The 14,126-nt window shown below is 36.5% G+C and carries 15 protein-coding genes; all 15 read right to left on the reverse strand.

Features of this window, described 5'->3' with window-relative positions; genetic code table 11:
- Positions 1–4 precede the first annotated feature (4 nt).
- Positions 5–445 carry a cold-shock protein gene (locus tag R3O62_RS21390; RefSeq protein WP_032535454.1) on the reverse strand — a complete coding sequence of 147 codons (441 nt, stop codon included), beginning with the start codon at positions 443–445 and terminating at the stop codon, positions 5–7.
- Positions 446–1,102: 657 nt separating this feature from the next.
- On the reverse strand, positions 1,103–1,819 hold the full coding sequence (locus R3O62_RS21395; protein ID WP_032535453.1) for a CpsB/CapC family capsule biosynthesis tyrosine phosphatase: 717 nt from the start codon (positions 1,817–1,819) through the stop codon (positions 1,103–1,105).
- A complete protein-coding gene (gene rfbC / locus R3O62_RS21400; protein WP_032535452.1) occupies positions 1,816–2,358 on the reverse strand; it encodes a dTDP-4-dehydrorhamnose 3,5-epimerase in 543 nt (180 codons plus the stop codon). Before rfbC ends, R3O62_RS21395 begins: the two co-directional genes overlap by 4 nt.
- On the reverse strand, positions 2,355–3,242 hold the full coding sequence (rfbA, locus tag R3O62_RS21405; RefSeq protein ID WP_005808173.1) for a glucose-1-phosphate thymidylyltransferase RfbA: 888 nt from the start codon (positions 3,240–3,242) through the stop codon (positions 2,355–2,357). The genes rfbC and rfbA overlap by 4 nt, the downstream gene beginning before the upstream one ends.
- A gap of 24 nt (positions 3,243–3,266) precedes the next feature.
- The gene (locus R3O62_RS21410; protein WP_032535470.1) at positions 3,267–4,079 is read right to left on the reverse strand and encodes a glycosyltransferase; all 813 of its coding nucleotides are present in this window, start codon (positions 4,077–4,079) and stop codon (positions 3,267–3,269) included.
- A complete protein-coding gene (locus R3O62_RS21415; protein WP_032535451.1) occupies positions 4,079–4,774 on the reverse strand; it encodes a glycosyltransferase family 32 protein in 696 nt (231 codons plus the stop codon). Before R3O62_RS21415 ends, R3O62_RS21410 begins: the two co-directional genes overlap by 1 nt.
- The gene (locus R3O62_RS21420) at positions 4,771–5,880 is read right to left on the reverse strand and encodes a hypothetical protein (protein WP_217737576.1); all 1,110 of its coding nucleotides are present in this window, start codon (positions 5,878–5,880) and stop codon (positions 4,771–4,773) included. The genes R3O62_RS21415 and R3O62_RS21420 overlap by 4 nt, the downstream gene beginning before the upstream one ends.
- Positions 5,881–5,886: 6 nt before the next feature.
- The gene (locus R3O62_RS21425) at positions 5,887–6,822 is read right to left on the reverse strand and encodes a glycosyltransferase (RefSeq protein ID WP_033572586.1); all 936 of its coding nucleotides are present in this window, start codon (positions 6,820–6,822) and stop codon (positions 5,887–5,889) included.
- A 4-nt stretch (positions 6,823–6,826) separates the two neighbouring features.
- Positions 6,827–8,023 (reverse strand): glycosyltransferase, encoded by a 1,197-nt coding sequence (locus R3O62_RS21430; protein ID WP_032541816.1) that lies wholly within the window; start codon positions 8,021–8,023, stop codon positions 6,827–6,829.
- 7 nt (positions 8,024–8,030) lie between these two features.
- Positions 8,031–8,966 (reverse strand): glycosyltransferase family 2 protein, encoded by a 936-nt coding sequence (locus R3O62_RS21435; protein ID WP_005781142.1) that lies wholly within the window; start codon positions 8,964–8,966, stop codon positions 8,031–8,033.
- On the reverse strand, positions 8,953–10,317 hold the full coding sequence (locus R3O62_RS21440; RefSeq protein WP_033572585.1) for an oligosaccharide flippase family protein: 1,365 nt from the start codon (positions 10,315–10,317) through the stop codon (positions 8,953–8,955). Before R3O62_RS21440 ends, R3O62_RS21435 begins: the two co-directional genes overlap by 14 nt.
- On the reverse strand, positions 10,304–11,332 hold the full coding sequence (locus R3O62_RS21445; RefSeq protein WP_032535893.1) for a GDP-mannose 4,6-dehydratase: 1,029 nt from the start codon (positions 11,330–11,332) through the stop codon (positions 10,304–10,306). The genes R3O62_RS21440 and R3O62_RS21445 overlap by 14 nt, the downstream gene beginning before the upstream one ends.
- A 2-nt stretch (positions 11,333–11,334) precedes the next feature.
- The gene (locus tag R3O62_RS21450; protein WP_032535894.1) at positions 11,335–12,234 is read right to left on the reverse strand and encodes an NAD-dependent epimerase/dehydratase family protein; all 900 of its coding nucleotides are present in this window, start codon (positions 12,232–12,234) and stop codon (positions 11,335–11,337) included.
- Position 12,235: 1 nt separating this feature from the next.
- Positions 12,236–13,315, reverse strand: a complete 1,080-nt coding sequence (rfbG, locus tag R3O62_RS21455) for a CDP-glucose 4,6-dehydratase (protein WP_317472498.1) — start codon at positions 13,313–13,315, stop codon at positions 12,236–12,238.
- A gap of 5 nt (positions 13,316–13,320) precedes the next feature.
- On the reverse strand, positions 13,321–14,097 hold the full coding sequence (gene rfbF / locus R3O62_RS21460) for a glucose-1-phosphate cytidylyltransferase (protein ID WP_005781149.1): 777 nt from the start codon (positions 14,095–14,097) through the stop codon (positions 13,321–13,323).
- Between the last annotated feature and the right edge of the window lie 29 nt (positions 14,098–14,126).

Raw genomic sequence — 14,126 nt, forward strand, 5'->3', positions numbered from 1 at the left:
TTTGCTATTCAGTCACTATTGATATTCGTACAGCGTTCATTCCACGCATACCGCGCTCTATTTCAAATGTCACTCTATCACCTTCAGCAATTGTTGCTGGGGCAGAAGAGATATGGAAGAAATACTTTTCGCCATTATCCGTATCTTTCACAAAACCATAGCCTTTCGCAGCATTAAAATACTCGATACGCCCCATGTGAGGAGTCACTTCCACATCCTCTTGTTTGGGTACAGAAACCTCGATATGAGATGCATCTACTTCTTCCTCAATCCGTTCCTGCGGCACTGAATGCAAAACACCGAACTGGTCTACATAAGCAATCATATCCTCAAAAGAACTTGGACCGCTGCTTTGGCGTTCCTCTTTACGTTGTTGCTTCTCCTTACGTTTCTGCTCCTTTAGCTTCTCCCGGTCACGTTTACTTGTTGTTATTTTTTTTACCATTCAATAATTTTATGTCTGAATCAATACTGCCTGTTCTTTTACATGTTGATTGCCGGATAGGCAGTTTTATGTCACACACATACCAATAAACAAACGATTTCATCATTATATCCAGATCATACGCTACGCCGAATGCCAGCAGCACATAGGCGCGGCTTTTATCCTGAACAAAGCAGCAAATAATGATGTCGATTGGGGAATGCCATAAGCCGCAGAATGAAGCGGAAAACAATCACGCACAAAGAAGATTTCAGTATAAACCCAATGTTAGTAACGGCAAATATACACATATTATTCGGTTATTCCTAATTCTCCGGTCCCAATCGTGATGGAACCGGAATTGCCAGATAGCGCAATCACTTAACGGCACTATCCAGATCGACCTTCTCTATCAGTTCCTGATCCTGCCAATAAGGTATCACCTTTAGATGTTACAACCTTCCTACTATTATGGCAGGGTGAGTACAGAACTTCTCAGCAAAGTAACGGATATTTCCCGTGATAATTACTTATTTGCACAATTTCAATTCCTTTAATTTATACTGAGCATATCAGTAGATATTGATTCCTCAAGAGGCTCAAAGATATTATATAAAAACAGCCGGAATCACCTGTTACGGTAATCCCGGCTGCCGCCTAAAACACGAATAACCGCCGTTACCCGTTTTCCGTAACAGACCACAACAGCCTGCTGTTTCTTTCTATCTCCTGCAATTTCATCGCCAAATCGTCATCATCCTCCATCGAAAACGATTCACTATATCGCATCACCTTTGTATCCTCCCTGCCCGAACAGAGATATGTATACCAACCCTTTTTCAACAACATACGGCTGTAATTCAACGCTCCGTCACCATTGTAACCGAACAAGGAATATAGATTCAGCATCAGCCTGCATCCCGATTCCCGCAAGTGCAGATAGTCTTCCGTTCCCCAATAAAGTGAACGTTCCGGTTGCATCAGAACAGGGATATAACCCGACCGGCAGATGGCATGAATCATCTCACTGAGTCCTTCCGGCTGCTTTAAAGGAGACACATCTACCAGTAACTCCTTCCCCCCTCCTATCGTCAACAAATCTCCCTTCTCCAACAAAACCGGAAATCCTTCATCCAAACGATATCTTGCCGACAAACGCAGAGAGATATTACCGGAGTATTGCTGCTGTAAATATTGAAAGGCATCTTTCAGAAAAGAAGAAGCATTACCTTCATTTTCCACCTTTACCGGAGGTACACAGTAGATCTGCCTGACACCTTGCTGTTCAAGATAAACCAACAATTCCAACGCCTTATCCTCAGGCAAAGCCCATACATCCGTATTAAGTAGTAAATAAGGCTGAAAATCGGTATGTACCAAAGAAGAGAGAATCATAAATTTAAATCTTTCAACCGAGGATGTCTGCTGTCCTTCTCCGAGAGAATCACACGATCTGCCGGAATACACCAGTCAATACCCAAATCCGGATCATCCCAGGCAATGGCACCCTCACTATGCGGAGCATAAAAATTATCACACTTATACTGAAAAACAACTGCCTCACTCAATACACTGAATCCATGTGCCAACCCACGGGGAATGAAAAATTGACGATGATTATCCTCCGTCAACTCTACTGCCACATGTTGTCCAAATGTAGGAGATCCTTTACGGATATCAACAGCTACATCCAATACCGCTCCTTTCACTACACGCACCAATTTACTCTGAGCAAAAGGGGCCTGTTGAAAATGTAAACCACGAAGTACACCATAACTCGATTTACTTTCATTATCCTGGACAAACGTAGTCTTGCATACTTTTTCCTCAAACTCCCTCTGATTAAAAGATTCAAAGAAATATCCCCGGTCATCTTTAAAAATACGGGGCTCAAGGATAACAACCCCATCGATAGCAGTCTTTATTACATTCATTTCAAACCAAGTTCCTGTATCACTTTCAACAAATACTGTCCGTACTGGTTCTTCAGCATGGGCTTTGCCAATTCACGCATCTTATCGGCACTGATCCAACCTTGTCTCAAAGCAATTCCTTCCAAACAAGCTACTTTCAATCCCTGACGCTTTTCTATCACTTCAATAAAAGTAGATGCTTCACTTAAAGAATCATGCGTACCGGTATCCAACCAGGCAAAACCACGACCTAACAACTGAACTTTCAGTTCCTGATCTTTGAGAAATTCCTGATTCACTGTCGTTATCTCCAATTCTCCGCGTGCAGAGGGCTCTATTTTTTTTGCTACTTCCACCACCTTATTCGGATAGAAATAAAGCCCTACCACTGCATAATTAGACTTCGGTTCTTCAGGCTTCTCTTCCAGACTCAAGACATTTCCTTCTTTGTCAAATTCAGCCACTCCATAACGTTCCGGATCACTTACCCAATAACCGAACACCGTTGCCTTCTGTTCCACTTCTGCCATGCGTACAGCTTCATTCAGCATACGGGTAAAACTCTGCCCATAGAAGATATTATCTCCAAGCACCAAACAAACCGAATCACTCCCAATGAATTCCTCACCGATAATGAATGCTTGAGCCAAACCATCCGGAGAAGGTTGTTCCGCATACTCTAAACGTATTCCGTAATCAGAACCATCTCCCAGTAAACGTCGGAAAGCAGGAAGATCATCCGGAGTAGATATAATCAAGATTTCACGGATACCGGCAAGCATCAACACCGAAACCGGATAATAAATCATCGGTTTATCAAAAATAGGAAGAAGCTGTTTACTAACTCCTTTGGTGATGGGGTACAGACGAGTACCGGAACCACCGGCTAAAACAATGCCTTTCATAAAGTTACTATCATTTCCACAATATTATCTAAGTAATTTCAAATAGACAAATTCCCGAACCTTATTTGGAATCAAACGAGATACAAACCTTATTGTTACATTTCGAAATAATTCGTAACAATTAATAAACCCCATTCTTGCAAACTCTCTTTGTAAATTCAATTCGCTAATTGCATATTTTAAACCTCCACGTCGCTTAAACATCTCACTTGAAAACCTAAATGCTAGAAGACTCTCTTGAATATTATAAAACTTCGCGCCATTCATCAACATCCTAACCCAAAGATAATAATCTTCAAATAATGGAAAATGCCTATATCCGCCCGCAGCAAATACTGCATCCTTTTTAAACATCACAACTGGATGATTAATAGGACATCGTTTCTTTGCATAAAGATATATTTCATTATGATATTCCGGAAGTTTTCTTATAGAAACAACATTTGAAGAAACATTTTCAAATTCGCTAATCCAAGCACCAACTACATCCAATTCCGGATACTTTTCAAATACAGTAATTTGGCTTTCAAATCTGTTTGGAGTTGCAATGTCATCAGTATCCATGCGAGCAACAACATCAAAAGTACAATACTTCAATCCGACATCTAAAGCCTTACCTAAACCCTGATTCTCAGACAAAGCTAAAATTTTAAACAAACCAGTATATTTTCTCACATAAGAATCAATCATTCTATCTAAATCAATAGATAATTGACCGTCCTTTACTAAAACTAACTCATCAGGTAATCTACTTTGGTTCAAAATACTATCCAAACTCTGCTTCAAAAAATCAGGATTTTCTTTATAATATACAGAAAGTAATACAGAGAACTTCATCATTTCAATTTTCTTATAGCACGTACCAAACAGTTATGTCCCTTTCGCCCAAAAGCATAGTATAAAATTTTGTGCATATTTCTTTTAAGAGAATACTTCAGCCCCCGTTTTATCCACTTTCCATCAAAATGATGAATACAAAAGGTACTATCACTTATATCTATCTTGCCAATATTATAATCTTTAGGTGAAAAATAATAATATGGTTTAATATCAAATGCCTTTTCTTGAATAATTCTATTTAGTAATAAAGGCACAGGCTTAGTATCAAACGAACCATCTTCTTTCACAAAAGGACGATTTGCATAGTAATCTAAACAAGATTTCACCCAATCTGCACCTTTTTCAGCTCCAATAACAGCAGCTTCAATGTCTCCACTAGCTTCTTCTCCCAAAAATTGCTTTTCAATCAAAAGCGATTTAAAATCTTTAAGCACCTCAACATCAGCATCTAAATATATTCCTCCATAATGATACAAAGCAAAAAAGCGGATATAATCTGCGGCAAAAGCATACTTCTTATTTTCATAAGCTTGCTTTAACCACAAATTAGAATTAACATCAATCTGCCTTGTATCCCATAACATAAATTCATAATCGGACAAAATGTTATGCCAAGAATTAATACACTTATTTATTAAATCAGGAAATGGATCACCACTCAACCAACAATAATGAATAATTTTAGGAATCACTTTATTTTTAATTTTATTTTATCACAAAAAGAATATGCTATCAACAAAATAAAGGTCACAATATTTAACGTCAAGATATACAATATAAAGCTTGTATTATTTTTATTGGATCTCTTAAATATACTATAAAAAAAATTCCGGGAAAATCCAGTAAGAAATCCGTCTAATGCAACTGCACAAAAGCCTAAATCTGCATAAGCATAACCTAATCCAAAAGAAGGCATATATCCTTCTGCAGAATATTCTGGATATATTTTATAATTCAACAACGCAAACCCATAGTCAACAGGCTTATCTGGCCAAAACAATCGAGGAATTAATTTATACCAAGAACTTATATATATTTGCCCATTATAATAATCCATTTGATTTCTCTGTAACATATCAATAACAATAGACTGTTGTTTATATAGATCAAAATAAGATAAAGCAGCCATTCCTATTTCTGTTTGAGAGCTTTGAGAATAATGATACAGTAGCATTAAAATAAAAGAAAATAATAAAAAGAATGACATATAAGTATAATTAACTTTTTTATATTCTTCATACATCGTTACAAAAACAATTAATGTAGAAAGTATAGCCATTTTACTACCTGAAAAAATCAAAAAGAAGACCACTATAAATATACCAACAGTAAGTTTTTGTGTTTTTAAAAACTGAAGTATAACAATAATAATCAGTAATGTTTTTGATATTTCATATAGAGATGCATAAGGAGAAAAAACAACAGCTTCATAGAAATCTCTAACCCCCTTTAAAGATAATCCATAAGATATTAGCAAAGGAAACATTATAAAAAATAACACACAAACAATACATATAGAAATTATAGAAATTAGATTAACGTTTTCAATCTCTTTCACAGCCCAAAAACGGCAATTTATCCTTGAACCTATATATATAAAAAGAATGTTGAGTAATATAACAATATCTGATAATAAATAATCTTCACCAAGCCCTATATTAATAGCTATTATTTGTGGAATCAATAAAAACAGCAAGGGTATTTGTAAAGAAAGAGTAAAGGGATTAAATACTCTATCATACTTTTTTATAGAAGATCTAATAAGTAACAGTGTAATTATCAAAGTTAGATATAGCATCTTATATCAATATTTTCCAGACTTAATAAGAAAAGGCCTTATCAAAAGTTTAATCAATAAATATATCCTAGAATTATTAACCTTATATCCATACTTTAATATTGAAATAAATCTCCAAAACGCTCTTTTATTAGGATATTCAAGAAAGCAATCAAATAGTTCTATATCACGGCTCTTCATCTTGGACTTATGAATATCATAAAAAGATTTAATTCCAAGGTAATAAGTTTCCTCTAGTACTGGCACTTTCAAATTATGAATAATTCTATCAAATCTTTCTATTCCATTTTGGACAATATGGGGAGTAAAATTAGAACTATGTTGGCGATATAAAAATAAAGATTTATTAATGTAATGTATATTACCGAAAAGGACCCCTGCCAAATTTAAAATTTGATCATGCATTGCTATATAAGTATATTTCTTATCGATGCATTCTTTCATTTTTATATTAAAAATGGCAGATGCACCCTGATACCCACCATTAAAGAAAAACAAATCTTGTAAAGAATGAGGATAAACAGATGCAGAATTACACCCCATATAATAACTTTCCGGAAACCATGTGTAACCATTGCCATAGACAACTTGCGGAATAGAATTGTCTTTAGAAATAATTTCAGATAGTAACACTTCAAGCTTATATTCAAGCCATAAATCGTCTTGATCACAAAAACAGATAAATTTAGCTTGTGACACTCCAAGCATATGCATAAAATTAGCCCCTGGACTTTTCAAAGAGACTCCATCATCAATTAATTTAATACGAGAATCCAATTTTTCGTATTTCTTAATGATATCTAATGTATTATCACTGGAACCATCATCATGAATATATAAAATCCAATTTTTATATGTTTGACCAATAATTGACAATATTTGATTTTCTATAAATCTTGAACCATTATAACTAGCCAATAATATATCAATAGTTTCCATCATTTTCTTAACCTTTATCCATAATCTCAACAAATAAATCCTCCCATTTAGAAACAACATTGGAAGCCGAAAATTTCTGTACAAAAGAATATGCTTGCTCAGCTAACTTTAATCTTTGGGAAGGATTAGACATTAATTCAGCCAATTGATTTGCATATTCATTCAAATTGAATGGAGTTACTAACAAACCAGTCTCTCTAGGAATTATTATATCTCGGACTGAAGCAAAGCTATCAAATGCCATTGGAATAACTTTATGCTGCATAGCCTCTAATAAAACCATTGGAAATCCCTCATATGAAGATGTTAAACATAATATAGCAGAAGACTCATAATAGATCCTAGGATCACATTGACCAGCAAAAAGGACTCGTTCTAATTTATGACGCTTAACATAATTACGCATATAACGTTCAAGACCACCATATCCTACAAATATCAATTCCCAATCCAAATATTGTTTATATATTCTCTTCCAGATTTTCAATAATCTGTCTGGACGCTTTTCTGTAACTCCAAATCTCCCAACATATAGTATTTGTTTCTTTTTACAATATAATGTATTTCCTGAATATGGTAATGGATTGGGTATACTTCTCAGTTTAAAAACAGAACTAGGACATATATATGACATATCCTTAATATAATTATTTGATAACAAAAGAACTACATCACTATTTTGTGTTACATATGAATATTGAGATTTCAATTTATGTAATTGAACTAGCGTTCTATATATATATCTGAGAGGGAATAATAATAATTTCATCAAATATTCACAGACATCTCGTAAAGAAAAACTCACCCATAAAGGTATCAATGCATATTGATGATGTCGAAATCCCACAAGAGGATTAGTATGAATTACTGATATAATTTTCACATTACTTCTATTTTTTATATTTAAATATAAAAAAGCCGCTTTCTCTGAACCATTTTGATTAATCACAATATCAATTTTATTTTCCAGTAAAAAAGAATTATAATAGTCTATATTCTTTTGAGAATAATAGCTAGATGTTGGAAAATAAAACTGCTTTACAGGAAAATCAAAGTTACTACATCTTTGTTCACTACTTAAATAAAAAACAGAATATCCACGATTAATCAAATGGCGTGACAATATATCTGTTACTCTCTCAACACCGCCATTTTGTGCAATAAAAGGTACGTGAAAAACAAATAAAATATTAAGTTTTCTCATTAGATAGTTATTTCTTTTTTAAAGTAATAATTCTATCCATAATAGAAATAGGTAAATACAAATAGCATACAGCCTTTAAATAAAGAATAAAGAAATTATTAATAAAATACATATATCCACTTTTGAATAACAACTCCTTCAATATATATTTTCCATCCTTATTACTTACTGTTTTCTCCCTAATCCCCTGGATAAGGACATATAAACTTAAATTTGTCATACCATAAAACAATGTTTTTTGAAGTACTTTACGATCATTTCTAAATATATCATATACCAAACTTAAACGAATTAAAAAGTCTGCTTTCTTCCATGATGTTATAGAATTAGATGATAATATAATTTCCTGTGAAGTTAACACGCAACGTCCCTTACCATTGATTCTCAAATACTCAAGAACGACGAGGAGTGGACCAATCATTGTCGTAGAATCATTACATCCTGATGATATATAAGGCCTCAATTTAGACAAATTATAAATACAAATAGACATCCAAAAATGTAAAGAGAAAATTTTATGAGATTTCAATAAAGTAACAAATTCAATAAAACTATAAGAACTAACATCAAAGGTGGAATTCATACAAATAGAAATCGCATCTGAGTTATTCTTTATAACCGATAAAACACTATTAATCGCATCTGGCAGTACAGGATCATCATCAGACAGAGTCCATACCCAATCAGTAGTTGCATACTCTAAACAACGAATGTAATTAGTAGGCATCCCAACATTTACTTTATGAGTCACGATATGAATCCTCTGTCTTTCTTCTTTCGAAAATAGCTGATAAATATTATATGAACTACAATTATCTAAAATAAGAATTTCAACCTGATCAGTTACTTGCTTTAGAAGTAACGATACTTGATCCTTCAATTTTTCAGGTCTATTATAAGTAGGAATAGCAATGGTTAAAAGTTTATCTTCAAATACTTGCATAATGCCACTTTTTTCTTTTTTGTAAAAATATTATATATATCCATACTGCGGAACATAATGTTAAGAATGTATATCCTATTACAATTCCATTAATTCCACTAATGGCTCCAAGAAATAATGTTGATACAGAACACATGATTGCAATTATTACTGATTGTATTAATAGAGGTTCCCTTTTATGGCATCTAAGATAAATAGCCCATCCTCCATATAATTGTCTCAACACAATTGTAAACATCAACATCACAGTTAATCCGTACGGCAAAAAACGATCAATTAACAAATGACCTGATATAGAAATTTTATATATGTCAATTATATATAAACCAAATATGAAAAGAAATAACACAAATATATTTATAAAAAATGATTGAAACATAGTCAGTTTAAAAATACGATCTAATTTTAGATATTCTTTGGCAGCTATCAAGCCTGAAAATAAAGGAATTTTTGTAGTTATCCAACTATCAGAAAGAGACATAATTGCATTAAGTACACTTAAAGTCATTCCCATTTGCCCTGCAACTACAGCACCCTCAGTAGCAAATAAGACTGGATTAAATAATTGAAAAATAAAATAACTACTAATCCAACTTAAAGCAATCTTCCACTGAAAAGGAAAAATTTCTTTCTTATAAGATATAACACAAGTAACCGAATTACGATAAATAGCATATAATATTTTACTAAACCTCTTATAAACAAAGCAAGTACAGACCAAAACTCCTAAAAATAAGGCAATTCCTCCTGCATACAATTTTCCACCCAAAAGAAGGGTACCAATCAAGCCGATAACAGATACACATTGCTGTATAAACTGCATTAATGCAATCTCTTTAACTTTTCCTAATCCTTGAAGAAAAGCTATAAAAGGAGATATAAAAAAATATATAGCAGTCATCAAACATAGCATCAGCCAAGGCATTCTCCATTCTACAATATTATCTTTCGAACAGAATATAAAAAATATATATCCAACTAAAGATAACACAAAAAACAAACAAATAGATAAAGTAGAATATACCTTAACAGAAAAATGCAATAAAGACGAAATCCTAGACTTTGATGTGCTACATCCAACAAATTCATTCTCCTCTAATCGTATATTAATAGCCTCATGAGCCACATATTGGCTCAAAATATTATTAAAACCTAACTCAAAGAAAATTTGAATAGCCAAAATACTAGCAAATGTAAAATAATATCCTTGTTCTATATTGGTTAATTTTTTTGTAACTAAAACAACGACCACTAGTCCCCCTATTGCCTGTACAATGCGAGCTAATCCAGTAAATAGAATAGCTTGATCAACCCCTATTTTCCTAAACAACAATCTATTAACCAAGTCCATATGAACTTCTTAACCAATTAATCATCAACTCTATCCCTGCTTCTTTCGATACCTTCGGCAGCCATCCCAAAATCCTTGTAGCTTTTTCAATATCCGCCACGAAAACCTTCTGATCACTCTCTCGCCAAGGTAATTGAGTATAGATCATCTCAATATCAAGTTTATTCTCAAGCAAATCAAACAGTTCCAACAAAGAAAGACTATTTTCTATACCACCTCCAATATTAAACACCTCGCCATAAGCTTTGTCAATGTCCTTTGCTGTAAAATACAAATTCACAACATCCTCACCATGAAGAACATCACGGACCTGTTTACCGGTACCCGAGATTGTAAAAGGTTCTTGCAAAGTATGGTTCTTGATCTCCAGAGCTTTCTGACAGAACCAGCCAATCCACCCCTGATCGTAGGTAGCGTGCTGATTACTGCCGTACATGGAAGAATGACGGAAAACAATCGTCTTTAAACCATAGATACGATGGAAGTCCAGCAGGTATTGATCGGCACAACCCTTCGAACAACCGTAAGGAGAGTGAAAATCCAAAGAAATCGATTCAGGAAAGCCATTAGGGTATTCTTCGCAAACATAACGGGTAGACTCTTCCCTGAAATGCAAATACTCAAAATCACCGTAAACCTTATTCGTCGAAGAATACAGGATTACAGAATCCGGAGAATACTTACGGACAGCATCCAGTAAATTGAATGTTCCCAAAGCATTTGTTTCGTAGTCCAACCGAGGATTGGAGATGGAGGTGGTCATCGCAACCTGGCCCGCCAAATGAAAAATATAATCCGGCTGCACCTCCTTTATTACCGTTTCGACATCGTTGGTATTACGGGTATCATAAGGATAATATGTAAAGTCACCTTTCGTACGTAACCACTCAAGATTTGAGCTGCTGCCATAACGAAATAAATTGTCCAAGACAAAGAGTTTTTCACCTCTCTTTAGCACCTCCGCTGCAAGATTGCTCCCTATAAAACCGCATCCGCCGGTTATCAAATACTTCATAGTTATTGTTTTAAATAATCAGTTAGTCTTTTTTCGTTATCAAAATGGATATTGCATCCCGTTATTGATGATAGTTTAGCTATGGAGCATTTAAGATCCATAGCTTCATTCTCCCGATAGGGTAAAGCACCGTAATTCACATCCGATGACGAGTGAAGATATGCTTTACAATGCTCGATAATCTGTTTCAAAGAAATACTTTCTCCGCTACTCACATTCACAATCTCCCCAAGACATTTGAAATGGTTCTGTAAAAGGGATTCTATTGCACAAGAGAAGTCATCCACATAAATAAAATCTCTTTTCTGTTCACAGGGGGAAACATTCAAAGGAAGCCCGGATCTCAGTTGCCCGACAACATAGGGGATGAATTTATCCTTATTCTGAAGCGGACCAAACAAATTACCGGGTCGGACAACCATTATCGGAAAGCCATAATTCCGATACAACATCATGGATGTATTGGTTGTCAATTGCTTGACCAAGGCATACGGAGAGTTAGGACACTCACGGTCTTCCTCCCGAAAGGGAGATTGTTCAGAACCATACTCTTCAGAACTGCCGAACTGAACAAAAAGTTTCAACAAGGATTCTTCTTTGAAACGTTCATACAGATTGAGAAGGATCTTTAAGTTGGACGAAATTAGTTCATCAAACAAGGACATATTCCGCTCCGCCGTCACTATCGAAGCAAGATTTATGATATAATCAGGTGATGGTACATCCTGTGGGATACGTTGACTTACCAAATCCAGTTCCGTTGTTTCAATGGAGGGACAAGATGTAAAGAAGGGCTGATCAATATACTTATCAAATACATGCACATGATATTTTTGAGACAGGTATTGTGCCAGGTTCTTGCCGATAAAGCCGCTCCCTCCAATCAGGAATACTGTTTCCATCTTATTTCTGTATAAAATTAACTATCTGGTCAACACAAACATCATATACCTCTTCTTCCCGGTATCTTTTATACCAGTCCACCGTCAACTCAACCGTCTGCTCAATATTCATCTTCGGTTCCCAACCTAAACGGAATTTTGCCTTCGAAATATCCAGCATTAACAACTTCGCTTCATGCAACGCATGCGGATCAGAAAGGTCACGAAGTTCACCGGAACCGTAATTATTCACTACTTTCGTAGCCACATCCCATACAGTAGAGATTGACTCGGCTCTCGGACCGAAGTTCCAGCCCTCACAATATCTCGTAGGATCACTCCACATCTTCTGCGCAAGCAGCATATAGCCACTCAGCGGTTCAAGTACATGCTGCCAGGGACGGATAGCTTTCGGACTTCGGATATCGATAGCCGCTCCAGATTCCAAAGCCTTGATGCAGTCCGGAATGATACGGTCTAAAGCCCAGTCTCCACCACCGATAACGTTACCAGCTCTTACACTGGCGATGGATTTTCCGTGTTTATCGTATTGCTCGGGGTGAAAGAAAGAGCGACGCCACGAAGCAATCGCGATCTCAGCCGCCCCCTTACTGCTGGAATAAGGATCGTAACCGCCCATAGCCTCGTTTTCACGGTAACCCCAGATTTGCTCCTTATTCTCGTAACATTTATCTGTGGTAATCATCACACCTACCTTCACGCTATCCGTAGAACGGACTGCCTCAAGAACATGGATTGTTCCCATTACATTGGTTTCGTAGGTTTCAACAGGGATGTCATAACTCAAGCGAACCAGAGGTTGGGCAGCAAGATGAAAAACAATCTCAGGTTGATATTCCTGAAAGATAGCCTTTATACGCTCACCATCGCGGATATCGGCACGAAGGTCGGCCTTAATTTTCTCGCCGATACCGGAAAGTACGAAATTGTCTCGAGCCGTAAAAGGGTCTTGGGCCACACCAATCACCTCGGCCCCCAATTCATGCAACCAGATGGAGAACCAGCTACCTTTAAAACCGGTATGACCGGTGACAAGGACACGTTTGCCCCGATAAAAATTATCAAATATATCAATTCCCATACGGCTTACCACACTTTCCAGGGAGCAACTCCCTGATCCCACATTTCATTCAATTCTGTATTGTCTCTCAGAGTATCCATCGGTTTCCAGAAACCCGTATGGCGGAAAGCGTGCATCCGGCCCGCCTTGGCTATAGACTCGAGGGGCTGACGCTCAAAGATGGTGGAGTCACCCTCAGGGATATAATCAAACACTTCGGGTTCACACACAAAATAGCCCGCATTGATCCAATTACGGTCACCGTCGGGCTTCTCCTGGAAAGAGAGGACCTTGTCCGTATCGAGATCGAGCTGCAGGGCGCCGAACTTACCACCGGGTTTGTAGGCCGTAAGGGAAAGGAGGCAGCCCGAAGACTCGTGAGCCTTCAGGGTATCACCGATGTTCAGGTCGGTGACACCGTCACCATAGGTCAGCAGGAAACGTTCGTTCCCGAGATATTTCTGTACACGCCGGATACGCCCGCCCGTTTGGGTGTTCAGCCCGGTATCGACCATCGTGACTTTCCAGTTCTCGGAATGGTTATCCAGAATGGTGGTCGTATTGTTGGAAAGGTCCACGGTCATATCACTGTTATGGCGGAAATAGTTGGCGAAATACTCCTTGATGATATATTGTTTATAACCGCAGCAGATCACGAAATCATTGATGCCGTAATGGCTGTAGGTTTTCATGATATGCCAGAGGATGGGTTTACCACCGATCTCCACCATAGGTTTGGGGATCAGGTTAGTGGCTTCGCTCAGGCGGGTGCCGAAGCCACCGGCTAAAATGACGGCTTTCATTATGCTTGACAGATTACTGAAGGTTAATA

This window comes from Bacteroides hominis (assembly GCF_033042785.2).
GTDB lineage: Bacteria > Bacteroidota > Bacteroidia > Bacteroidales > Bacteroidaceae > Bacteroides > Bacteroides hominis.